This window comes from Myxococcales bacterium, from assembly GCA_016712525.1.
In the GTDB taxonomy this organism is placed as follows: domain Bacteria; phylum Myxococcota_A; class Polyangia; order Polyangiales; family Polyangiaceae; genus JAAFHV01.
On record JADJQX010000008.1, the window covers coordinates 565,875 to 586,677 of the forward strand.

Genomic DNA, 20,803 nt, shown 5'->3' on the forward strand with positions numbered 1-20,803 from the left:
CCCGGCGCCTGCGGGGGCCCCGGAGGTCGAATGTCGCACACGCCCGTCACACCGCATGGTTTCCCGAAGCCCCGAGGTTACGCCCACGGCATCGTCGCTCAAGGGCGCACGCTGTACGTGTCGGGCCAGATCGCATGGGACGGGAACGCGCGCCTCGTCAGCGCCGACTTCGGCACCCAGTTCCTCCAGGCGCTCGACAACTTCATCGCGGTCGTCCGCGAGGCCGGCGGGGGCACCGAGCACATCGTGAAGATGCTCGTCTTCGTGACCGACCTCGACGCCTACCGCAACGCCACCCGTGAGATCGGAGAGGGCTGGCGCTCGCGCCTCGGCAAGCACTATCCGGCCATGAGCCTCGTCAAGGTCGCGGGGCTGCTCGAGCCCGGCGCCATGGTCGAGATCGAAGGCGTCGCCGTCCTCCCCGAGTAGCCCGAGCGCGAGAGCCCACCATGCGTACCCCCGAAGGATTCCTCTACTCCCTCGCCCCCGAGACCGGCGTCGCGACCATCACGCTGAACCGGCCCGACACGCTGAACTCGCTCACCTTCGCGATCTACCGCGAGCTCACGGACTTCTTCGCGGCCCTCGACCACGAGCGCGACGTGCGCGCCGTGGTGCTCACCGGCACGGGGCGCGCCTTCTGCTCCGGCGGAGACGTCGAGGACATCATCGGCGAGCTCTTCGCCCGCGACATGCAGGGTCTGCTCGAGTTCACGCGGGTCACGGGCGCGCTCATCCGCAACATGCGCGCCCTCCGGAAGCCGCTCGTCGCCGCGGTGAACGGGACGTGCGTGGGCGCCGGCGCCGTCATGGCCCTCGCGGCCGACTTCCGCGTCGCCGCCGACACGGCCAAATTCGGCTTCATTTTCCCGAAGGTCGGGCTCTCGGGCGCCGACATGGGCGCCGCCTACCTGCTCCCACGCATCGTGGGTCTCGGCCGGGCGAGCGAGCTGCTCTTCTTGGGAGACATCGTGCTCGCCGACGAGGCCCAAAGGATCGGGCTCGTTTCGAAGGTCGTCCCCCAAGCCGAGTGCCTCGCGGCCTCGGTCAAGCTCGCGGAGCGCCTCGCGAGCGGCCCCGCCTTCGCCCACGCGATGACGAAGCAGATGCTCGAGAGCGAGGTCGGCATGACGCTCGACCAGGCGATCGAGGCCGAGGCCCAGGCTCAGGCCATCTGCATGCAGCACCCCGACTTTCGCGCCGCGTACGACGCGTGGGTCAAGAAGGAGCCCACCTTCTTCCAAGGGTCCACGCGCCCCTTCTCGGCGAAGCCATGAGCTCGCTCGGGATCCCCGCGTTTCTCCCCGAAGAGGGGCTCGTGAAGCTCGCCGAGGAGCTGCCCTCACGCGTCGCCGAGCACACGCCGACGAGCCACGATCCGTTCGGCGCGGTCGCGAAGCTCGTGCGGCAAGGCCTCTTCGCCCACGTGGTGCCCGAAGCGCTCGGCGGCGCCCCCTCCCCCACGGGCCGCCCCGACACGCTCGACGTACGCGCGCTCTGCCTCGTGCGCGAGGCCCTTGCCTACCGCAGCCCCCTCGCCGACAGCATCTTCGCCGTGCAGGGCCTCGGCTCGTACCCGCTCGTGCTCGGCGGCGATTTCCCGGGTCGAGACGCGATCTTGCGCGAGGTCGCGAAGGGTGAGCGGGTGTGCGCGTTCGCCCTCACCGAGCCCGAGGCCGGGAGCGACGTCGCCTCGATGCGCACGGTCGCCGAAGAAGAGGGCGGCGCGTACTACCTGACGGGCGAGAAGATCTACATCTCGAACGTCGGGCTCGCGCACCACTACGTCGTGTTCGCCAACGCCGATCCGGCCGCGGGCAAGAAGGGCATCTCGGCGTTCCTGGTCTCCGCGCGCGAGGCCGGGCTCGAGCTCGTGAGCGTGCCCGTGGGCGGGGGCCACCCGCTCGGGCGCCTCGTCCTCACACGGTGCAAGGCAGAGCGCATGATCGGCGAGAAGGGCCAGGGGCTCAGGCTCGCGCTCGGCACGCTCGACGTGTTCCGCACCTCGGTCGGCGCCGCGGCGTGTGGCATGGCGAGGCGCGCCCTCGACGAGACGCTCGCCCACGTGCGGAGCCGTACCCAGTTCGGCAAACGCCTCGTCGACTTCCAGCTCACGCAGGCCGCCCTCGCCGAGATGTGGACCAAGCTCGAGGCGGCGCGCCTCCTCGTCTACCGCGCCGCGCACGCGAAGGACACGGGCCACGCCGACGCGAGCCTCTTCGTGGCCATGGCCAAGCTCGAGGCCACGGAGAGCGCGCAGCTCGTCATCGATCGCGCGGTGCAGCTCCACGGGGGGAGCGGCGTGGTCGAGGGCTCCGTGGTCGAGCAGCTCTACCGCGACGTGCGCCCGCTGCGCATCTACGAGGGCACGAGCGAGATCCAGAAGCTCATCTTGGGCGCGGCCCTCGCGAAGCCGTGAGCGCGCCTTCGCTCTTCGAGCCGCTCCCGCTCCGTTCGGGCAAGACGCTCCCGAATCGGCTCGTGCTCCCCGCGATGGTCACGCGCCTCTCGGGCGAGGACGGGCACGTGAACGCCGACGTACGCGCCCGGTACGCGCGGTTCGCGAAGGGCGGCGTCGGGCTCGTGGTGGTCGAGGCCATGGCGGTGCACACGGCGAAGAGCGGCCCGCTCCTCCGCATCTCCGACGACGCGTTCTTGCCCGGCCTCCAGGATCTCGCGAGCGCCTGCCACGACGCGGGCCCCGGCCTGGTTTTCCCGCAGATCATCCACTTCTTGAAGGTGGCGAGGTCGGGCTACCGGCAGACCGTGGACATGCTCTCGCACGACGAGATCGACGCCATCGTCGACGCCTTCGCCCGCGCGGCCGTGCGCGCCCGTCGCGCGGGGTTCGACGGCGTCGAGCTCCACATGGCGCACGCCTACACGCTGTCGTCGTTCCTCTCGCTCAAGAACCCTCGGAAGGACGCGTACGGTGGCTCGCTCGAGAACCGCCTGCGGCTGCCGAGGCGGGTCCTCCGCGCGGTGCGTGCCTCCGTCGGAGACGACTTCCCGGTCGGGCTGCGCTTCGTCGGAGACGAGTTCATCCGAGGTGGCTACACCGTGAAAGACGCGGGGCCCATCGCCGTGGCGCTCGCGCGCGAAGGCGCCGACATCGTCTCGCTCTCGGCGGGCGGAAAGTTCGAGGACGCGCGCAAGATCGAGGGCGAGCCGCCCTACCCGTACACGGGGTACTCCGGCGACAGGTGCATGCCTGGGGCGCAGTACCCCGAGGGCGCGAACCTCGGCATCCCTCGTCACGTGCGCGCCGAGCTCCGCGCCCACGGCCTCGCGACCCCGGTCGTGGCCGCCGGCAAGATCGCGACGAAGGCCTTCGCCGAGAGCGTGCTCGCCGAAGGGAGCGCCGATCTCGTGGGCCTCGCGCGGGCGCTGCTCGCCGACCCCGACCTCCCCACGAAGTGGCAGAAAGGGGAGGAAGATCGGGTCGTTCGATGCCTGTACGGAAACGTATGCAAGGCCCTCGACGAGAGCTTCCGAAGGGTCGACTGCACCCTCTGGCCGAAGGGCGCGGGCCAGGCCCCGGAGAGCACCGACCGCACGCCCCCCACCTGGAGCCCGCAGGGCGACGCGCTCCGCGCCGAGCACAAGGACGGCCGCGTGATCGTGCGGTGGGAGAAGGCGCTCGACCCCGAGGGGCTCTACGGGTACGAGGTCCTTCGTGGCGAGGGCGACGGGGGGCTCCTCCTCCACGTGGCGACGGTCCGCGAAAAATCGCAGCGCTTCGAGGACTCGCGCGTGCTCCCCGGTGCGGTCGTGCGGTACGCGGTGAGGCCGTTCGATCTCGCGGGCAACCGCGGACCGCTGTCGGCCACGGTCACCGTCCGGGTCCCCTCGGACTGACCTCGGGGTGCCGCCGCGCACCGTTCGCGCCGAGACCCCTCGTCACGAGGGCCGAAGCTGCTATGTCCATCGCGTGAACAAGCTCCGGTGGGTCTTCGTGGGTTCGGCGCTCCTCCTCGTGGCGTGCGGGCTCACGTTGTCGACCGAGCCCGACGACGGCCCGCTCGACGCGAGCCCAGCGCCTTCGGGGACCGCGACCGCGACCACTCGCCCCCCCCTCCGAGACGCCACCCCCCCGGTCGAGCCCGACGCGGCGCTCCCTGACGCGGCGCTCCCTGACGCGGAGGCCGGGGCGGCTGACGCGAGCGACGCGGGCGATGCGGCCGACGCACGACCCGACGCGGGGGATGCGGGGGATGCGGCCGACGCGCGACCCGACGCGAGCGACGGAGGAACTGTGGTCGTTCCGCCGGCCACGTTCATCTTTCGGTTCTCCGGTCTCGTCGGAGGGCGCTTCGTGAACGACGCGAACGCCACCTTGCCCGGGGTGCCCACGAACGCCGCGGCCCAGAGCGACGCGCCCCTCGGCCTCCCCGGCCCCGCGACGAACCCTGGCTCCGTGCGCATCGCGCCGAACACACGCGGGTGGGTCAAGGTCGATGCGGCGCAGGCCGCCGTCACGGCGTCCCCTGTCACGAAGCTCACGTTGTCCGCGTGGGTGAAGCCCGAGGTCACGGCGGGCACGGCCACCATCGTGTCGTTCTCGACGGTCCGTGGCGCCACGCCCCTCTTCGAGATCGCCCGCTCGAACACGAACGAGGTCCGCTTCGGCATGGGCGAGCTCGTGACGGCCGCAGGCTCGACTCACGTCGGCTCGGCGACGCCCTTCCTCGCGCCCGGTGCGTGGCGCTTCCTCGCCGTCACGTACGACGGGGCCACGGGGCAGGCGTGTTTCTACCGCGGCGCTCAGGGCCCTCTCGGAGAGGCGACGCTCGACGGGTGCGTAGCGTACGCGGGCCGCTCCTTCACCCCTTCTCCGAACCGCGACAGCGCGCTCGTCATCGGCAATTCGGCGAACGAGAACGTGGCCGATCCGACGAACCCGAACCGCTACGTGCCGAGCGTCGGCGGCGGCCTCGACGCCGTGCGAATCACCCTTGGAAGTACCCTGAATCTCTCACAAATTCGGGCCGTTCAAGCGCTCGACTGAACGGGTGCCGCGCCCGTCAGGCCTCGCGCAGGGCACGCAAGAAGGACTCGCCGTAGGCGTCGAGGCGGCTCGGACCGAACCCGTCGACGAGCCCGAGCTCGGCGAGGGACGAGGGGCGCCTCTTGGCGATCTCGGCGAGGGTCGTGTCCTTCGCGACCACGTACGCGGGCACGTTCTTTCCGCGCGCGAGCTCGGAGCGGAGCGCACGCAAGCGCTCGAACGTCGTGCGATCGTCCTCCGCGATCTCGACCGTTCGCGAGGGTTTGCGTGCCGTGCCCCCGGTGCGGCCCCGCCTCTGCGCCGTCTCTCGCGCGGGCACGACGACACGCAGGGGCTCCTTGGCGCGCAGGGCATCCCAGCCCTCTCGCGTGATGAACGGCACGGGGTGCTCGGTGGGGGTCAAATCGAGGAAGCCGGCCGCGAGCCCCACGCGCAGCACCGAGAGCACCCACGCCGGATCTTCGCCGCGAAAGAGGCCGAACGTGGAGAGATCGTGGAACCCGAACCTCTGCACCCGCGCGTCGTCGTGGCCGACGAGCATCGACACGATCGCCCCGAGGCCGGCGCGCTGCTTCGCGCGAGCCACACCCGAGAGCGCCTTCTTCATGACGAGGTCGGCCTCTTCGCGCGCGAGCGCCTCTCCCTCGCCCGCATCGAGCCGCTCGCACACGTCGCAGTGGCCGCAGCCGCCGAGCGTCTCTCCCTCGTCGCCGAAGTAGCGAAGGATGAAGTCGTGCCGGCACGAGCCTGCGTCGATGTACGTAAGCACCTCGCGGAACTGGGCCCAGGCCCGCCGCGCCGCCTCCGCGTCGCCCTCGCCGGTGGGGTCGAGAGCGACGAGCCGCCTTCGAACGGCAATGTCGGCGGACGAGCACAAAAGCAGCCCGTGGGCCTCGTCGCCGTCGCGCCCTGCGCGCCCCACCTCTTGGTAGTACGCCTCCACCGAGGTAGGGGGTTGTGCGTGCACGACGCAGCGGATGTCGGGGCGGTCGATGCCCATGCCGAACGCGTTGGTCGCGACGACGACGGCGAGGCGCCCCGAGGAGAACCCGGCCGACACCTTCGCGCGCGTCTCGCCTTCGAGCCCGGCGTGGTACGCGGCCGAGGCGTATCCCTCGCCGACGAGGAGCTCGTTCCAGCGCTCGGCCGACTTGCGCGTCGCCGCGTAGACGATGGCGGCGCCTTTGGGGGACCTCGGCCCGGAGAGAGCGTCCCGGAGCGCGCCGAGCACACGCTCGCGGGCCTCTTTCGGGCCGTCGATCGTGCGCGCGCGCAGGTGGAGGTTCGGCCGCGCGAACCCTCGCAGCACCTCGTCGTAGTCGGTGAAGCCGAGGCGCGAGGCGATCTCCTTGCGCACGAGCGGGGTCGCGGTCGCCGTGCACGCGAGCACACGCGACGGCGAGAGCATGCCGAGGAGATCCCCCACACGGAGGTAGTCGGGGCGAAAATCGTGGCCCCACTGCGCGATGCAGTGGGCCTCGTCGACCGCGACGAGCTCGACGCGCGCGCGCGCCAACCGGGCGAGGAACGCCCCCGAGGCGAGCCGCTCGGGCGCCACGAACACGAGCTTGTACTCGCCCGCGGAGAGGCCCTCTTCACGCCGCCGCCGCTCGTCCGCGTCGAGCGTGGCCGACAAGTAGGTGGCCGAGATGCCGCGCGCGACCAAGCTGCGGACCTGGTCCTCCATGAGGGCGACGAGCGGCGAGACCACGAGCGTCATGCCGTCGAGCACGGTGGCCGGGAGCTGGTACGTGAGCGACTTTCCACCGCCCGTGGGAGCGACGAGGAGCGCGCGACCGCGGCCCACCAAGAGCGACTCGATGGTCTCCCACTGCCAGGGGCGGAACTCCCGGAGGCCGAACACGTCGCCGAGCGCCGCCCGCGCGCGCACGAGGCGCGGGTCGTCGTGCCGCTCGCTCGGCTCGGGCGCTCGCAGGTCCATGGGCGGCGCACCCTACAGGCGGAAGGAGGAACCTTCAACGTGCGAGAGCCCACGGAGATCGACCTTCGTGGAGGGCTCGCTCGCGCTCACTCGGCGACACGAACCGTGTTTCGACCCGCGTTTTTGGCGGCGTAGAGGGCCTTGTCGGCGCGCGCGACGAACGCGGCCGGGGTCGTGTCGCGGAGCGGGTCGATCTCGGCCACTCCCGAGCTCACGGTGAGCGGCCCCGAGGTCTTCGGCGAAGGGAGCGCGAGGCGCTCGACCGCGATCCGCATGCGTTCCATGACCCTCGACGCGTCCGCGAGGGGCTGCTCGGGGAGGATCACCACGAACTCCTCTCCGCCGTAGCGAAAGAGCGCGTCCGACGAGCGCAGGTTCGTCCGCATGGCTTCGGCGACGGACCGGAGGGCGTCGTCGCCGGCGACGTGCCCGAGCGCGTCGTTGAAGGCCTTGAAGTAGTCGATGTCGCAGATCGCGAGGGAGCACTTGTGGCCGTACCGCTGCGCCCGCGAGATGAGCCCCTCGAGCTCGTCGTTCAGGCGGAGGCGATTTCCGGCCCCGGTGAGCGCGTCGGTGCGCGACGCCGCGAAGAAGCGTGTGCTGTCGTGACGGAGCGTCTCGGCGCGCGTCGCGAGTCGGCGATGGAGCCTCACGACCCGCGCCGCGGACAAGAGGCGAGCTTCGAGCTCGTCGAGATCGACGGGCTTTCGCTGGAAGTCGTCCGCGCCGGCGCGCATGCCCGCGAGAAGGTGAGCGCGATCGTGATGGCTCGTGAAGATGATGAAGTAGGTGTAGGGCGCGTCGTCCCCCGCGCTGCGGACCTTCGCGCAGAGCTCCGGCCCGCTGATACCCGGCATCTCCCAGTCGCTGATGACGACGTCGGCCGGGTGCACGGCGAGCTTCGCGAGCGCTTCGTCGGCATCGCACGCGCTGCGGCACGAGTGACCGAACGAGCGCACGGCCGCGGCGAGCCCCTCGCGCGTGGCGCGGTCGTCGTCCACGACGAGCACGTCGAGCCGCGCCGCGGCATAGTCGGGCACGGCGGACATGCCGTTGGCCGAAGATTCACCCTCGAGAGAGACCACGGCCAGACGAGGTGCACATCGTGTGCCTCCTCGGATTCTCGATGGTCGAGCACGCGACCGAAGCGCTCCACGCAGCACGTTCGCGACCCCCGCACCGATTGCACGCCCCCGGCGAACAGAACGACAATCGTTCGTCATTTCAAGCACTTAAGTCACTTCTTGTGCCAACGATGGGCCGTTGGCGCGCTTGACCTGCGCCGAGGAGGCGGCCACTGTGGAGCCGTGAGTCGCGTGTCGTGCTCGGCCTCGGTCCGGAGGTCCCTCGAGCGGGGGATCCGTGGGCCTCTCCGGCAGCTACGGCGAGCCGTCGCGGCCTCGTGGATCGCGCGTCTCGTCGTCGTCGTCGCGATCGTGCCGATGGCGCTCTCCTTCGCCATGCCGGCCCTCGCGCGCGTCGTGGCGGGCCCTCCTCCGCACGTCTGCCACTGCGACGTGCGGCACGGTCACGCGTCGTGTGCGTGCCCTAAGTGTTTCCCCGATCTCGAGGAGCCGGGCTTCGGGGAGGACGTGCTGCGTGGCCAGTGTGGGGACGTGGAAGCGGCGGCGCGTGACACGGTGGCCCTCGACATAGGCGTGCCGACCCCGGCGTTCGTCATGGCCCCGGCCTTCGTCGGCCCCTCGCCGAGGTCGCGTGCGATCGTGCTGCCCGAAGGGCCCCCGAGCGCGCCCCCGAGGCGACCTCCACGGAGCGCCAGGACGTCGTCCAGCTAGGCCTGATCTCTCGGAGATCGCTCCATTTTTCCTTCGTCTCCGGCGCCTCGCCGGGGAGGGTTCCATCATGTTTCGTTTTGTTCTCGCCGCGACGCTCGTGGCGCTCGCCGGCTGTGGCGGAGAGCCACCGTCGGACGACTTCACGGGCGGTACACGCTCGGTCGCGCTCGTCCCGAGCGGGAGGGAGCTGACGCTCCGCACCGAAGGCCCTGCCATCGTGAGGGGCACGAACACCTTCGTCTTCTCCCCGTTCGGCGGACAGGTCACCGGCGCGTCGGGCTTCATGCCGGCGCACGGTCACGGGACGCGCCCGGCCACCTTCGAGGCGCTCCCGGACGGGACACAGAAGGTAGGTCTCGTGCTCTACATGTCCGGCCGATGGGAAATGTCGTTCGACGTTCGCGTCGGCGAGGCGACCGAGACCGTCCGGCTCGACGTGCAAGTGCCGTGAAATATCCCTACCTCCGGGTCGCGACGACGCTCGCGACCTTCGGGGCCTTCGTGGCCCTGACGGAGCCTCGCGCCGAGGCGTGTGGCTCGTGCCGAGGCCCGGGTGGCGCAGGCTCGGCCGTCACGGCCCCGTACGAGACCTTCGGCGTCACGGTCGCGCAGACCGCACGCCTCGGGCACGGCATCTGGAACGATCGCGGCGAGTACGTGGCGTTCGGGAAGGCGAGCCGCGACGTCGCCATGGACGTCGCGTTCGGCGCGGCCTACCGCCTCCGCGACGACGTCGAGCTCGCCGCGTTCGGCACCTTCGGGCACGCGAGCGTGAGCGGGCCCGATTTCGCTCAGGCGCGCACGGCGTTCGGGGACACGTCTCTCCGTGGGCGGTGGGAGATCGTCTCCGAGCCCGCCATCGCCCTCCCCGGCACCTTCGGGTACCCGTCTCTGGGCGCGAACCTCACCGCGCGTGTCCCCACGGGCTCGGTGGAGCTCGCTGGGGCGTCGGGGTCCGGACCGAGCGCGGGCACGGCGGGCTCCACGGCGACGAGCCTCGGGCTCGGCACGACCGAGGTCGCCCTGTCGATCGACGTGCGACGCACCTTCGCTCAAAAGGTGCAGCTCGCGCTGATCGTCGAAGGGGCCCTCCGCGCCCCGGACAGCGCCCTCGGCATCGATAGGGGCCTCGGGCCGCGGTGGCTCACGCGGGCCATGGCCCTCTATTTCCCGTCGAGCACGGTCACGTGCGGCCTCTTCGTCGACGTGCTCGGAGAGGGCAACGTGTCGTACGGCGGGCGCACCATCGAGCGCTCGTTTCAGAGGGCGTTTTCGTTCGGTGGGCTCGTCGGCCTGAAACACGACTCGGGCTTCCGCGCGGGAGTGTCCCTCGGGCTCGGCCCACCGATACCTTCGCTTCCGGTCAACGTGGTCGGCATGACGACGGCGACCGCGTTCCTCGGCTTCACGCGGTAACGCGAACAGGCTCGGTCACTCGAACGAGGTGACCGAGCCGCCGTTCACCACCGTGTAGCCGAGCGCATGGAGCGCCTTCGCCGCGCGGGTCGCGCGTTTTCCGCTTACGCACACGACGACGAGAGGCTGCTCCTTCTCGAAGAGCCCGGGGGCTTTCGCCTCGATCTCGTCGACGGGCACGTTCACGGCCTTCGCCGGGTGCCCGTCCTCGAACTCGCCCGGCGTGCGCACGTCGACGAGCACGGCGCCCTTCGCGAGGGCCTCTTTGGCTGCCGCGACGTTCGGCGTGTCCGATGCGGGGGCCTCGGCCTTCGCGCCTTCGGTCGCCGGGAGCGGCGCGGAGCTCGAGGCCTCGCTCTTCGCGCACCCGGCGACGGAGAGCGCGAGCGCGAGGACGGAGACGGACAGTGACGACGACACGGACCGCACGAGCTTCGATCGTTTCATGGTGCTCCCTTCAGCAACGCACGTGCCAGCGGTCCACCCTGGCGTCGCGCCGCGAAATCGGGATTTCCGTTTTGATTCGCGCGTTTCCGACGTTTCACGCGACGTTTCACGTGGCGACGCAGGATCCTCTACGGATCGCTCCCCACGGCCCCCTTGAGGCCGCTCACGACCTTCGCGAAGCGCCCTCCGAACCGCTCGCACACGTCGCACTCGGCGAGGTGCGCGTCGACCTTCGCGCGCTCGTCCGGCCCGAGCTCCCCGTCGAGGTAGTCGCTCAGGCGCTCGAGGACCTCGCCGCACGAGAGGCCGCCCACCGTACGCATCTCGGGAAGCTTCACGACTCACCTCCGCGGTAGGCCCCGAGCAGCCGAAGCCGTGCCCTATGCAGACGGCTCTTCATGGCGGGGAGAGAGACGCCGAGGGCGTGGGCGGTCTCTTCGCCCGAGAGGCCTTCCACGTCCCGGAGCCACAAGACCTCGCGCTCCTCGTCGTCGAGGAGGGCATACGCATCGCGGATCGCGAGCTTCTCGTCTTCGCGAGGGGGCACGACTTGCCCCCACCCGGCCGAGATCCCGAGATCGAGCAACGTGGGCTCGGTAGTCTCGGCCCGGCGAGCGGACCGACCGTGGGAGCGTGCCACATTTCGTACGATCCCGAAGAGCCACGAGCGCCGCGAGCCCTCCCCGCGGAACGCGCCCGGATCGCGCAGCGCGACGAGCAACGCCTCTTGGGTCACGTCGTCGGCGGCGTCGGGCCGGAGCAGACGCGCGAGGCGACGCATGGGCTCGCGCGCGGCGAGGATCTCGGCTTCTTCATGGGGCTCGGGTGTCACGACTTGGTGGCAGGTACCTTACACGTTCCGATGCCGAAGAGCGTATAGAGCGGGCAGCTCCCGAGGAGCCCCGTCGCGAGCGGGACGAGCCCGATGAGCCCGAGCCAGGTCTTCGGACCCACGAAGACGAGGGTGAGCCCGACGAGCCCGAGGACGATACGAACGGCGCGGTCGATGACGTGGGTGTTCTTAGGGAGGAGGTTCATGCCCATCCGTGCGCCGTGGCGCCAAAAGGATTCGCGGGGCGACGAAAAAAAGAAATCGGGGCGCCCCTCACGCTGCGACGCGCAGGCCTTGCACCCACGCCGTCAGTAGCGCGCATCCTTCGGTTTGCCGCCCTTCGGCCAGTCTTTGGCTTTGCCCGCGAAGTCGGGGCGAGGCTGCGTCGTGAAATACGCCGCGACGTCATAGGCATCTTGCTCGGAGAGCGTGTTGCCGGCCCCGAGGGGCATCTTCGACTTCACGAAGGCCGCGGCCGTGTCGAGGCGGGCCATGCCGGCTCCGATGTTGAACGACTTGTCGCCCCAGAGCGGAGGGAATTGGTAGGCGGTCCCCGCAGGTTTGCCGAGCCCGTTCTCTCCATGGCACGCGACGCACTTCGCCGCGAATACCACCTTGCCGTGGTCCTTGTCGGGAGTCGGCGGATTGGCCATTTTCTCGAACCCGCGCCCCTCCACGGGGTGACCGACGGGCACGTCGCGCGAGAGCCAGGCGATGTAGGCGACGAGCGCGGTCATGTCGCGGCTCCCGGGCGGTAGGCGCTTTCCGTTCATGCTGCGCTCGAAGCAGTCGTCGATGCGATCCTCGAGGGTCGCCACCTCTCCGCTCCGGGCGCGGTACTCGGGGAACATGCCGGTGAGGCCGACCCACGGGGCCGCGCCCGCGACCGTGCCTCCGCCGAGATGACACGTCGAACAGTGGAGGGACGCGCCGACGTACTCGGGCAGCTCCTCGTACGTCGCGGTCGCGATGCGGCGCCCGCGCTTCACGGCCTCCCCGAGCGGACCTTCGGGGATGGTGGCGTCGTCCGGCACCTGGAGCTTCACCTTCTCTCCCGGCTTGAGCGCGGCGCTCGCGTGGGGCTCGGCGGCGCTCGAGAGGGTCGTGGGCTCTTCGCGAATGAAGCTCGAGCTCTCGCGACGCCCACAGCCGAGGCCCGCAGCCGTCGCCACGACCATCGCCACGAGACCGACCCGCACTCCGACACGATGTTTCATTCTGTTTCTCCCGGGGCTCCAAGGGTACGCCCCACCCCACACCTCAGCACGCGCCGTGCCAGATCGACTGGCATCGGTCGTGCTTTCCGCTCCGTGCCCAAGCGTGCGCGAGCGCCAGTGATCTCGGCGAATAGCACCGCACGCGCACGACGATGGGCTCCTTTCACGGCTCTGCCTGCCGTTCCTCCGCCCGGGGGCCCGGTCGTCGCGAGCGCGACGCTTCGAAGGCCTGAAACAAATGAAACAAACAGAAACACGAACGAGACGTATCGCGGTCGGCGCCCTGGCCGCGCTCGCCATCGCCCTCGGGCTCGAGCGACCGGCGAAGGCCGACCCACCGCAGATGAAAGAGGAGTCGGCCGTGCCACGCCTCGGCGTCGAGTCGAAAGACGGGTCGATGGCGCTCGCGCTCGGAGGGTTTCTCCAGGCGCGGTACGGGTTCGCCGCCAAGGAAGGCGAGCACATCGAGCCGGAGCTCGTCCTCCCCCGCGCGCGGTTTTACGCCTTCGGTCGCATCGCGGGGGAGCGCGTCCGCTACCGCATCGGCATGGGCAACCCTCTCGGCTCCACGGCGGTGGAGCTGCTCGACGTGTACGCCGAGGTGAAGGCGCTCCCCGAGGTTCGCCTCCGCGCCGGGAGGTTCAAGATCCCGGTCGTCCGCGAGTGGGTCGAAGCCGCCAGGCTCCTCGCCTCCGTGGAGCGCAGCACGGTGACCCAGGCCGTGCTCCCTGGGCGCGAGATCGGGCTCCTCGTGGCGGGCGAGCCGCTCGGAGGGCACCTCGACTACGCGGTCGGATTCTTCGGTGGCCGGGGGGACAGGCCGACCCCATCGACGAGCCGCGTGCCGTCGGCCGCTGCGCGTATCGTTTGGAACGTGCTCGGGCGTGGCATCGAGGGCGAGGCCGACTTCGAGGGCTCCGAGCCTGCGCTCTCGGTCGGCGCGAGCGCCTTCACGACGTTCGCGTCTCCCAACGACGCCCCAACGGATCGCCTGCACGCACGCGGCGTCGAGATCGCCTTCCGAGCCCACGGCTTCGACCTCGCCTTCGAGGCGATGGAGCGCGCGGACGCCCTCGGCCACACCCGCGGGGCCTATCTTCGCGGCGACTATTACGTGCGACCGCTCAAGTCGACGGTCGGCCTCCGCGCCGTACGTCGACTCTCGAGCGAGCCCGGGGGGACGTCGAGCGAGCTCTCCGTCGACCTCGGCTACTACCCGCTCGGCCACGACCTCAAGCTCATCGGCGACGTCGGTCTCGCCCACGTTCGCGGCACCTACGAGCCCTTCGCCACCGCCCAGCTCCAGGTCGGCTTCTGACTGCACGACGAGGCCCACCCCGGCGTCCGGAGCGGGCCTCGCCTTTCACGCACCAAGCGGTCTCAGCGGCCAGAGAACCGGCCGTTGCCACCCTTCTCCTGATCCGAGGTCGCGATGGCCATGAACGTGGCCTGGTCGATGTGCTTCGCCTGGTAGGTGCCGCCCACCGCCGAGAGCTGCCCGTAGTACGCCCGGAGGTGGTTTCGCGAGCCGCGAATGAGCTCGTCGAGCGCAACGCGGACGTCGTCGTGCGTGCTCCTCGCTTTGATGCCGTCGAGGTCGTGGATGTCGAGCTCCTCGATCTCGAGACCTACCGCCAAGGCCCCGTTACGACTGGCTTTTCCGGCGGCGACGAGCGAATCGTAGAGCGCCTTGAGCTCGGCGTTCTGAAACTCGCCCGGGCCGCGCCCGGCCACCGGGTCGGGTACGCCGTAGAGATCGAGCAGGTCCTTCATGCGGTCCATGTGGGTCTGCTCGCTCGACGCGATGTTCTCGAACGTCTGGCCGCCGATGGCCGCGAGCGCCACGTAGACGTCCCGCGCGAGCTTCTCCTCCTCGCGAACGAACGCGAGGTCCGCGGCCTCGACCGACGAGAGCGGCACGACGGTCTCTGCCGCGCACCCCACCACGGGCACGAGCGCGACCGCACCGACACCGACCAGGAACGAACGACGCGAGAGGAACATGGCACCTATCTCCTTCACTCGTAGGAGCCACGACCTCGTCGCGGGGGTTCGCACGATCCTACGAATCGGTAAGAAGTGGGCGCCGGCCTCTCTCCCCGAGCCTTCACTGTGCGGTGAGCACGAGCACGTACTGCTGCGGGAGGCGCGACTCCGAGCGCTTCACGAGACCGCTGGCCTTGGCCTCCGCCACCACCTCGTCGACCGAGAGCCGATGCTCTTTGGGCGGCCCCATGGTCGCCTCCGCGTGAAAGTCGACGATGACCACACGGCCCCCGGGCCGGAGGGACGCTCGGATCTTCTTGAAGTACGCCTCGCGCGCCCCGATGTGGTGCAGCGTGTCGACCACGAGGACGACGTCCACGGGCTCGGGGATCTTCGGATCGTCCGCCGTGGACTGCACGGCGACGAGGTTCGTGAGCCCTTCGCGCGTCGCGCGCTCCTTGAGGTAGCGGACCATGTCGCCTTCGACGTCGACGGCGAACACCTTGCCCGAGGGCACACGCTTCGCGATCTTGACCGAGAAATACCCCGTGCCGGCGCCCACGTCGGCGACGAGCTCGGTGCCCTTCCCGCCCTTGTCGAGCCCCATCGCCGAGAGCACCTCGTCGGGCTTCTGCCACGCGTCGCGGTCCTCGGCGTCGAACACCTTGGCCCAGCCTTCGGCCCCGTCGAACCGGTGCTGCATGCCCTGGCCGTGGTGACCGTGACCGTGCCCCGGGGCGTGACCATGACCGTGCCCGACGTGGGCCCCTTGCGCGGGCCCGGGCCCGGACGGGGGCGCCGCACCTCCCGATGCGCACCCAGCGACCAAGCTCACCACCACCGCACCGTGAACGATCTTCATCACCGCATCTCCTTCGGCCAAGTCGCGCTCGCCCGGAGGGCCGGTCGCGCGCGCTCCCTTCTTTAGAGAACCCGGGCCGACGAGAGAAGGGCCGGTCTTCGCTCGGACGGGAACACGTCGTCGAATTTTCACGAACCCTCACGGCGAGTGGCTGGCTCCCATTCGACGAAGAGGTGATTTCATGGCGACCGTCCCCGTACAGCTCTCGACCTTCACCGACACCGTTCAAAAAGAGGGCATCGTGATCCTCGACTTTTGGGCCTCGTGGTGCGGGCCGTGCGTCGCGTTCGCCCCGGTGTTCGAGGGTGCGGCCGACAGGCACCCCGACATCACGTGGGGCAAGATCGACACCGAGGCCGAGCCCGAGCTCTCCCACGCCCTCGGCATCCGCTCCATCCCGACGCTCATGGTCTTTCGCGATGGCATCCGTGTCTTCAGCCAGCCCGGGATGCTCCCCAAGGATGTCCTCGAGCGCCTGGTGGAGGACGTCCGCACCCTCGACATGACCGAGGTCAAGAAGCACGCGCGGCCCGCCTGACGAGCCGCGGTTCGAGCAAAGAAAGGAGGCGCCGAGCGACCCTTCCCAACCACCTCCGCACGACGACAGGCCCCGCTCCGGGAGGAGACGGGGCTCTCGTCATTTCGGAGCTCGAAAAGGCGAGCGGGACGGAGCGAGAGCTCGCCTCACCCCGGCTCGCCGCGCCTTTTTCAAGCCACTACGCTCGCCCCCGCAACATGCCATTCCAGTAGATCTCCGGGAGGCCGTGGAGCTTCAGCATGTACATGCTGAATCGTTCTTTCGTCTGGTCGAAGGGGAACGACTCGGCAGGGTTCCCGTCGTAGTCGAACTCGGCCAAAATCAGCTTTCCGTAGCCGGTCACGAGCGGGCACGACGCGTACCCGTCGTACTTCGCGGACGGCTCCTTTCCTGCCCTCACGGCGAGCAGATTGGCCACGAGGACCGGGGCCTGCTTGCGGATCGCCGCTCCGGTGCGGGACGTCGGCAGGCTCGAGTTGTCCCCCAGGGAGAAGACGTCGGGATACCTCGTGTGGCGGAGCGTGTACTTGTCGACCTCGACCCACCCGGCCTTGTCGACCAGGCCGCTCTCTTTGACGACGTCGGGCGCGCTCTGCGGCGGCGTGACGTGCAAGAAGTCGTATTTCTTGACGACCTCGGCTTGGGTGTCGAGGTTCTTGAACACGGCCTCTCGAGAGGCCGGGCGGACCTCGACGAGGTCGTGCCGAAAGAGGGTGTCGATCCCCTTTCGCGCGACGATCGGCTCGAGCGCTTCGCGGTAGTGCTTCACGCCGAAGATCGCGGGTGTGGCCGACGCGTAGAGGATCGTCGACCGATCCCGTACGCCGAGGCGGCGCAGGTGATCGTCCGCGAGATACATGATCTTCTGCGGGGCGCCGGCGCACTTGATGGGAGTCGACGGGAAGGTGAAGATCGCGGTCCCTCCGCGGAACGCCTTCAGGAACGACCAGGTCGAGTCGACCGTGTCGTACGAGTAGTTGCTGCAAATGCCATCTTTCCCCACGTTGCCGGGGAGGCCCTTGATTTTGTGCCAGTCGAGCTGCATCCCGAGGGCCACGACAAGCTGACCGTAGTGCACGGTCTCGCCACCGGCGGTGACGACATACTTCTTCTCCGGCTCGAAGCGCCCCACCTTGTCGCGAATCCAAGTCACCCCTTTCGGGATGTAGTCACCCTCGGGCCTTCGGGCAGACTCTTTGCTCACGACCCCGGCCCCGACCAGCGTCCAGAGAGGCTGATAGTCGTGGGTCTCGCTCGGCTCGATGAGGGCGATGTCGAGCCCTGGAGAGGCCTCTTTCAGCCTCGCGGCGACCGAGAGCCCGGCCGTGCCTCCTCCGCAGATCACAACGTCGTGGCGCCGCTCGGTCATCGGGATTCTCCTTGGGAAGTCGGAAGTCGAGGAACATCGTTCATTTCGCGTGTCGCGGCGCCGAATCGTTTGGCGAGGGACACGGCGAACCCGAGCGCATGTTTGATGTCGGAGTCGCCCAGGGCGAGCATGAGGCCCACCGGGCCGATACCGGTGCGCTTCGCGTGGGCCGCGTCGGCCAAAGAGCGCCCGAGCGCCCCCACGACCTCGAGCGCCGGCGCCCCGAGGAGGCCCGAGTCGAGGAGGCGTGTCAGGGCGTCCACCGTCTTCGGCTCGGAGAGGCGCGCGAGCGCCGCCGTGAGCCCCTTCCTTCGAGCGTCGAGGTCGACCCCCTCCGCCGTGAGCGCCGCGGCGTGGGTGTCGAGCGTATCGACCACGGCGGCCACGAGCTTCGGGAGCTCGGTCGACAGCTCGATCGCGTGGCGCAACCCGGCGAGTGTCTTCGGGCGGACGAGCACGTCGACCAGGGCACGCGCCTCTTCGACGGCGGCCTCGGGAGACTCTCCCCTGTCGTGCAGGCGCGCGGCGGCGGTATCGACCGCGTCCGTCATGGCGCCGACGAACGCCGGCGCCGCCGACGTCACCGTGTCGAGCGCCGCGAGCTTTCCCTCGATGCGGGCGAGGCGCGCCTCGATCGCCGCGAGCGACGCGGCGATCCCCCTCTCTTGGTTCATCATGCCGCTACGTAGAGCAACCCACGTGCCGGGGCGGAAACCGCCTGTTTCCGCGGGGCTGGCCGCTACGGCTCGCCGCCCTGTTTCACGGCCGTTTCACGTACCGCCCCACGAACGTTTCACGACGTTTCATTTCGCAACGCATCATTTTTTTCGCTCATTCGGGCTCGTTCAACTCTTCCCGAAGGGCCTCGCGCGCGCGGTGCAAGCGGCTCTTCAGCGCATCGACCGAGATGCCGAGCACGCTCGCGGCCTCGTTCGCGGGGCGGCCCTCGAGATCGCGCAGGAAGAGGACCTCGCGGTGAACGGCGGGAAGCGCGGCGACAGCCTTCGCGAGCGCCTCGGTGTCCTCGCGGAGGGCCATGCGCTCCTCGGGGCTCGGGGTCGCGTCGGCGGCGTCGGGCACGTCGTCGGTCGAGGCGTGTGGCCGGTTGGCGAGACCCCGACGGCGGCGCGCGCAAGCACTTCGCGCAAGCGCAAACACCCAGCTCGTGAGCGACGCACGCTCCTCGAAGTCTCCGAGGTGGCGCGAGAGCGCGAGCAGGGTGTCTTGTTTCACGTCGTCGGCGTCGTCGTCTTGGCGGCACAAGCGGCGCCCGAAGCGCTGGACCGTCGGCTCGAGCGTCGCGAGCAGCTCCTCGAGGGCGCGGTCGTCTCCCGAGCGGGCCCGGGCCACGAGGTCGGAGAGGTTCGCAGGAGGGGGATGGGTCGCCATGGCCCGGAGCATTGCACGCCCCGGGCCACCCGAGAACCGTCAGCCGCTCGGCTCACCCGAACGGGAAGAACCCCTTCTTGGCCTCTCTTGGCTGGGCCTTGCCGGCGTCGTGGCGCTCGTGGCACGAGCAGCGCTCGGCCTTGGGCACGTCGCCCAGCACGGCCTCGACGTGCATGCCGCAGCCGGCAAACGTAGGCTTGGAGCACGTATCGCAGGTGGTTCGTCGGCACATGATCAGGTCTCCTTCACGGTGAACGAAAGTCCGGAAAAGATTGTCTTTTTTACCTTGCAGCCCTCGACCGCTCGCACGATCGCGGGCCGGTATTTCTCGGGGAAGCCCGGAGGCAGGGTGAGCTCGAGCGCGATCGACGTCGGGAGGTGCGTCTCCGGGTCGACGACGTGCTTCTGCACGAGCGACAGGCCCTCGGTCGCGATGCCACGGTTCTGGCAGAAGCCGAGCGCGTAGATGCCCGCGCAGGTCGCGAGGGAAGCGAGGAAGAGGTCGTAGGGAGCCGGGCCGTCCCCCTCGCCACCGAGCTCCTTCGGCTGGTCGGTGTGGATGGTGCGGCCGAGCACGGTCGCGTCGACCCCTTTGCCACCCGGGAACGTCACCTGAATGTCTTCGATCATGCCCGTACGAGCCAGCTTGGCCGTCGGAGGGTTCGCAAAATCGTGACGCGTCAGGGCACGAACATCGAGGCCTGAAGCATCACGCGATCTCCCGCCGTGTCGACGATGCGCTTCGCGTCGGCCGTGCCGTCGGGCGCGAGGATCCAGCGCCGCTCGTAGTCGAGCATGAGGCGCATCTTCGGCGTCACGGCCACCTCGAGCGCGGGCGTGAGCGTGCGGAATACACGCGTGTCGGGCGCGCTCTCGAGCTGCCGATGGAGCTCGTCGTAGCGGAGCTTGAGGAGGACGTGGTCGAAGATCCGCACGCGGCCGAACGCCACGAACCCGAGCGCCTCGCCGTTCGGAGCGACCGCCACGTCGGCCCCCTCGAAGGGAGGCTGCTGCCCGAGGACCAGCATGCCCTTCGCCGACACCACCTCGGCGCGGAAGCGGAAGGGCTCCCGCTCGAAGGACAGCCCGGCGCCCGCGCGATTGCGGTTGTACCTTTGGTTTTCGAACGGGCGCGTGCCGTGGAGGCCGAACACGTAGAGCGACAGCTCCTGGCGGTGCGGGTCGGTCCGCTTTCCCGAGAAGACCCACGTCGCCGTCACCCGCCCCGAGACGTCCTTCGAGCCGTCGTCGTCGAGCGCGCCCATCCGCCCCTGCGAGAGCATCGCCATGTACGAAAGAGAGATCTTCTTGGAGAGCTCGAAGCTGTCGAAGGCGGCGACGCCGAGATCACGGAACCCGTAGGCGTTGCTCGTGATCTTGCCGGCCTCGACGCGGCTCTCGAGGAGCAGCTGCGTGGCCACGCTCGAGTAGTTGACGAACTCCGAGGCGAGCGGGTTCGCCTCGACCACCTCCTCCGAGAGCGGGAGCTTGAACTGCCCGAGCCTGAGGCGCAGCCCCGGGACGTACGAGAAGGTGAGCGCCGCGTCGGCCACCGTCGCCGAGGTCTGGCGGTTGATTCCCGCGCGCCCGAGCTCGACGGTCGCGATGTAGGTGATCTTCTGCGACGTGCCCGGCACCGAGCCTCGAACGCCGGGGCGGAGCCTGCGCACCGAGAGGCCCACGTGGGCGTCCGAGTCTTGGATCGTGTTGAACGTCGCCCACTGCCCCTCGTACGGGCGGAGCTTCGGCGCCGTCAGCCCGAACACCCGATCGCCGAGCACGTTGGCCTCGCCGACCACCTGCGCGAACCCAAAGAACCGGAAGGGCTGATCCTTCACGCCCTCCTCGGTCGCGGTGATGATGGGCCAGTCGGCCGCGCGCGCGACACGAGGGGCAGAGACGAAGACGAGGGCCGCGGCGAGCGCGAGGCGGAGCGAGGGGCGGAGGGTCACGTCCCCCTCCTTGCGCGCGCCGTGCCAGCCCGCTTTCCCCACGTTTTCG

At 69.8% G+C, this 20,803-nt stretch carries 25 protein-coding genes; 10 read left to right on the plus strand and 15 right to left on the minus strand.

Features of this window, described 5'->3' with window-relative positions; all coding sequences use genetic code 11:
• The first annotated feature begins 30 nt into the window (after window positions 1-30).
• The 5 genes from IPK71_31790 to IPK71_31810 all read left to right on the plus strand — a co-directional run bounded on the left by IPK71_31790 (window position 31) and on the right by IPK71_31810 (window position 5,008).
• The gene (locus IPK71_31790; GenBank protein ID MBK8218336.1) at window positions 31-429 is read left to right on the plus strand and encodes a RidA family protein; all 399 of its coding nucleotides are present in this window, start codon (window positions 31-33) and stop codon (window positions 427-429) included.
• A gap of 20 nt (window positions 430-449) precedes the next feature.
• A complete protein-coding gene (locus IPK71_31795) occupies window positions 450-1,277 on the plus strand; it encodes an enoyl-CoA hydratase family protein (protein MBK8218337.1) in 828 nt (275 codons plus the stop codon).
• Complete coding sequence (locus IPK71_31800) at window positions 1,274-2,419, plus strand: acyl-CoA dehydrogenase family protein (GenBank protein MBK8218338.1); 1,146 nt, start codon at window positions 1,274-1,276, stop codon at window positions 2,417-2,419. Before IPK71_31795 ends, IPK71_31800 begins: the two co-directional genes overlap by 4 nt.
• A complete protein-coding gene (locus IPK71_31805; GenBank protein MBK8218339.1) occupies window positions 2,416-3,858 on the plus strand; it encodes an NADH:flavin oxidoreductase in 1,443 nt (480 codons plus the stop codon). Before IPK71_31800 ends, IPK71_31805 begins: the two co-directional genes overlap by 4 nt.
• A 73-nt stretch (window positions 3,859-3,931) precedes the next feature.
• The gene (locus IPK71_31810; GenBank protein ID MBK8218340.1) at window positions 3,932-5,008 is read left to right on the plus strand and encodes a hypothetical protein; all 1,077 of its coding nucleotides are present in this window, start codon (window positions 3,932-3,934) and stop codon (window positions 5,006-5,008) included.
• Between the two features lie 16 nt (window positions 5,009-5,024).
• Here the strand turns inward: IPK71_31810 and IPK71_31815 are convergent, their stop codons facing one another.
• Entirely contained in the window at window positions 5,025-6,950 is a 1,926-nt protein-coding gene (locus IPK71_31815) for an ATP-dependent DNA helicase RecQ (GenBank protein ID MBK8218341.1), read from the minus strand.
• 86 nt (window positions 6,951-7,036) lie between these two features.
• The gene (locus IPK71_31820) at window positions 7,037-7,999 is read right to left on the minus strand and encodes a diguanylate cyclase (protein MBK8218342.1); all 963 of its coding nucleotides are present in this window, start codon (window positions 7,997-7,999) and stop codon (window positions 7,037-7,039) included.
• A 258-nt stretch (window positions 8,000-8,257) separates the two neighbouring features.
• On the opposite strand from IPK71_31820, the gene IPK71_31825 reads away from it, so the two are divergent.
• The 3 genes from IPK71_31825 (at window position 8,258) to IPK71_31835 (ending at window position 10,162) form a co-directional block, all read left to right on the plus strand.
• Window positions 8,258-8,746: a hypothetical protein gene (locus IPK71_31825; protein MBK8218343.1), complete on the plus strand. Its 489-nt coding sequence runs from the start codon at window positions 8,258-8,260 to the stop codon at window positions 8,744-8,746.
• A 67-nt stretch (window positions 8,747-8,813) separates the two neighbouring features.
• The gene (locus IPK71_31830) at window positions 8,814-9,197 is read left to right on the plus strand and encodes a hypothetical protein (protein MBK8218344.1); all 384 of its coding nucleotides are present in this window, start codon (window positions 8,814-8,816) and stop codon (window positions 9,195-9,197) included.
• On the plus strand, window positions 9,194-10,162 hold the full coding sequence (locus IPK71_31835; GenBank protein ID MBK8218345.1) for a hypothetical protein: 969 nt from the start codon (window positions 9,194-9,196) through the stop codon (window positions 10,160-10,162). The genes IPK71_31830 and IPK71_31835 overlap by 4 nt, the downstream gene beginning before the upstream one ends.
• 15 nt (window positions 10,163-10,177) lie before the next feature.
• On the opposite strand, the gene IPK71_31840 is transcribed toward IPK71_31835, so the two are convergent.
• The 5 genes from IPK71_31840 to IPK71_31860 all read right to left on the minus strand — a co-directional run bounded on the left by IPK71_31840 (window position 10,178) and on the right by IPK71_31860 (window position 12,619).
• Window positions 10,178-10,609, minus strand: a complete 432-nt coding sequence (locus IPK71_31840; GenBank protein MBK8218346.1) for a rhodanese-like domain-containing protein — start codon at window positions 10,607-10,609, stop codon at window positions 10,178-10,180.
• A gap of 128 nt (window positions 10,610-10,737) precedes the next feature.
• The gene (locus IPK71_31845; GenBank protein MBK8218347.1) at window positions 10,738-10,932 is read right to left on the minus strand and encodes a zf-HC2 domain-containing protein; all 195 of its coding nucleotides are present in this window, start codon (window positions 10,930-10,932) and stop codon (window positions 10,738-10,740) included.
• 11 nt (window positions 10,933-10,943) lie between these two features.
• Window positions 10,944-11,441 carry an RNA polymerase sigma factor gene (locus tag IPK71_31850; GenBank protein ID MBK8218348.1) on the minus strand — a complete coding sequence of 166 codons (498 nt, stop codon included), beginning with the start codon at window positions 11,439-11,441 and terminating at the stop codon, window positions 10,944-10,946.
• On the minus strand, window positions 11,438-11,647 hold the full coding sequence (locus tag IPK71_31855; protein ID MBK8218349.1) for a DUF2892 domain-containing protein: 210 nt from the start codon (window positions 11,645-11,647) through the stop codon (window positions 11,438-11,440). Before IPK71_31855 ends, IPK71_31850 begins: the two co-directional genes overlap by 4 nt.
• A 102-nt stretch (window positions 11,648-11,749) precedes the next feature.
• A complete protein-coding gene (locus IPK71_31860; GenBank protein MBK8218350.1) occupies window positions 11,750-12,619 on the minus strand; it encodes a c-type cytochrome in 870 nt (289 codons plus the stop codon).
• Window positions 12,620-12,896: 277 nt separating this feature from the next.
• Between IPK71_31860 and IPK71_31865 the strand changes: the two genes are divergently transcribed.
• Window positions 12,897-13,976 (plus strand): hypothetical protein, encoded by a 1,080-nt coding sequence (locus IPK71_31865; protein ID MBK8218351.1) that lies wholly within the window; start codon window positions 12,897-12,899, stop codon window positions 13,974-13,976.
• Between the two features lie 62 nt (window positions 13,977-14,038).
• On the opposite strand, the gene IPK71_31870 is transcribed toward IPK71_31865, so the two are convergent.
• Together IPK71_31870 and IPK71_31875 are read right to left on the minus strand one after the other, a co-directional pair.
• Entirely contained in the window at window positions 14,039-14,662 is a 624-nt protein-coding gene (locus IPK71_31870; protein MBK8218352.1) for a DUF2202 domain-containing protein, read from the minus strand.
• 103 nt (window positions 14,663-14,765) lie between these two features.
• Window positions 14,766-15,506 carry a methyltransferase domain-containing protein gene (locus tag IPK71_31875; GenBank protein ID MBK8218353.1) on the minus strand — a complete coding sequence of 247 codons (741 nt, stop codon included), beginning with the start codon at window positions 15,504-15,506 and terminating at the stop codon, window positions 14,766-14,768.
• Between the two features lie 181 nt (window positions 15,507-15,687).
• Between IPK71_31875 and IPK71_31880 the strand changes: the two genes are divergently transcribed.
• On the plus strand, window positions 15,688-16,044 hold the full coding sequence (locus IPK71_31880) for a thioredoxin family protein (protein ID MBK8218354.1): 357 nt from the start codon (window positions 15,688-15,690) through the stop codon (window positions 16,042-16,044).
• A 178-nt stretch (window positions 16,045-16,222) separates the two neighbouring features.
• Here IPK71_31880 and IPK71_31885 read toward each other — a convergent pair whose 3' ends face one another.
• The 6 genes from IPK71_31885 to IPK71_31910 form a co-directional block, all read right to left on the minus strand.
• Complete coding sequence (locus IPK71_31885; GenBank protein ID MBK8218355.1) at window positions 16,223-17,413, minus strand: NAD(P)/FAD-dependent oxidoreductase; 1,191 nt, start codon at window positions 17,411-17,413, stop codon at window positions 16,223-16,225.
• A complete protein-coding gene (locus IPK71_31890; GenBank protein ID MBK8218356.1) occupies window positions 17,410-18,090 on the minus strand; it encodes a DUF1641 domain-containing protein in 681 nt (226 codons plus the stop codon). Before IPK71_31890 ends, IPK71_31885 begins: the two co-directional genes overlap by 4 nt.
• Window positions 18,091-18,244: 154 nt before the next feature.
• A complete protein-coding gene (locus IPK71_31895; GenBank protein MBK8218357.1) occupies window positions 18,245-18,802 on the minus strand; it encodes an RNA polymerase sigma factor in 558 nt (185 codons plus the stop codon).
• A 52-nt stretch (window positions 18,803-18,854) separates the two neighbouring features.
• The gene (locus IPK71_31900; GenBank protein ID MBK8218358.1) at window positions 18,855-19,034 is read right to left on the minus strand and encodes a hypothetical protein; all 180 of its coding nucleotides are present in this window, start codon (window positions 19,032-19,034) and stop codon (window positions 18,855-18,857) included.
• Between the two features lie 2 nt (window positions 19,035-19,036).
• Window positions 19,037-19,432, minus strand: a complete 396-nt coding sequence (locus tag IPK71_31905) for an OsmC family protein (protein MBK8218359.1) — start codon at window positions 19,430-19,432, stop codon at window positions 19,037-19,039.
• A gap of 50 nt (window positions 19,433-19,482) precedes the next feature.
• A complete protein-coding gene (locus IPK71_31910; GenBank protein ID MBK8218360.1) occupies window positions 19,483-20,754 on the minus strand; it encodes a hypothetical protein in 1,272 nt (423 codons plus the stop codon).
• Window positions 20,755-20,803: the final 49 nt, after the last annotated feature.

What these genes read in the sequence shown, in the direction of transcription:
- IPK71_31790 (MBK8218336.1), top strand. Translation starts at nt 31, where the DNA reads ATGTCGCACACGCCCGTCACACCGCATGGTTTCCCGAAGCCCCGAGGT.
- IPK71_31795 (MBK8218337.1), top strand. Translation starts at nt 450, where the DNA reads ATGCGTACCCCCGAAGGATTCCTCTACTCCCTCGCCCCCGAGACCGGC.
- IPK71_31800 (MBK8218338.1), top strand. Translation starts at nt 1,274, where the DNA reads ATGAGCTCGCTCGGGATCCCCGCGTTTCTCCCCGAAGAGGGGCTCGTG.
- IPK71_31815 (MBK8218341.1), bottom strand. Translation starts at nt 6,950, where the DNA reads ATGGACCTGCGAGCGCCCGAGCCGAGCGAGCGGCACGACGACCCGCGC.
- IPK71_31820 (MBK8218342.1), bottom strand. Translation starts at nt 7,999, where the DNA reads ATGTCCGCCGTGCCCGACTATGCCGCGGCGCGGCTCGACGTGCTCGTC.
- IPK71_31830 (MBK8218344.1), top strand. Translation starts at nt 8,814, where the DNA reads ATGTTTCGTTTTGTTCTCGCCGCGACGCTCGTGGCGCTCGCCGGCTGT.
- IPK71_31840 (MBK8218346.1), bottom strand. Translation starts at nt 10,609, where the DNA reads ATGAAACGATCGAAGCTCGTGCGGTCCGTGTCGTCGTCACTGTCCGTC.
- IPK71_31845 (MBK8218347.1), bottom strand. Translation starts at nt 10,932, where the DNA reads ATGCGTACGGTGGGCGGCCTCTCGTGCGGCGAGGTCCTCGAGCGCCTG.
- IPK71_31855 (MBK8218349.1), bottom strand. Translation starts at nt 11,647, where the DNA reads ATGAACCTCCTCCCTAAGAACACCCACGTCATCGACCGCGCCGTTCGT.
- IPK71_31860 (MBK8218350.1), bottom strand. Translation starts at nt 12,619, where the DNA reads ATGGTCGTGGCGACGGCTGCGGGCCTCGGCTGTGGGCGTCGCGAGAGC.
- IPK71_31865 (MBK8218351.1), top strand. Translation starts at nt 12,897, where the DNA reads ATGAAACAAACAGAAACACGAACGAGACGTATCGCGGTCGGCGCCCTG.
- IPK71_31870 (MBK8218352.1), bottom strand. Translation starts at nt 14,662, where the DNA reads ATGTTCCTCTCGCGTCGTTCGTTCCTGGTCGGTGTCGGTGCGGTCGCG.
- IPK71_31875 (MBK8218353.1), bottom strand. Translation starts at nt 15,506, where the DNA reads ATGAAGATCGTTCACGGTGCGGTGGTGGTGAGCTTGGTCGCTGGGTGC.
- IPK71_31880 (MBK8218354.1), top strand. Translation starts at nt 15,688, where the DNA reads ATGGCGACCGTCCCCGTACAGCTCTCGACCTTCACCGACACCGTTCAA.
- IPK71_31885 (MBK8218355.1), bottom strand. Translation starts at nt 17,413, where the DNA reads ATGACCGAGCGGCGCCACGACGTTGTGATCTGCGGAGGAGGCACGGCC.
- IPK71_31890 (MBK8218356.1), bottom strand. Translation starts at nt 18,090, where the DNA reads ATGATGAACCAAGAGAGGGGGATCGCCGCGTCGCTCGCGGCGATCGAG.
- IPK71_31895 (MBK8218357.1), bottom strand. Translation starts at nt 18,802, where the DNA reads ATGGCGACCCATCCCCCTCCTGCGAACCTCTCCGACCTCGTGGCCCGG.
- IPK71_31900 (MBK8218358.1), bottom strand. Translation starts at nt 19,034, where the DNA reads ATGTGCCGACGAACCACCTGCGATACGTGCTCCAAGCCTACGTTTGCC.
- IPK71_31905 (MBK8218359.1), bottom strand. Translation starts at nt 19,432, where the DNA reads ATGATCGAAGACATTCAGGTGACGTTCCCGGGTGGCAAAGGGGTCGAC.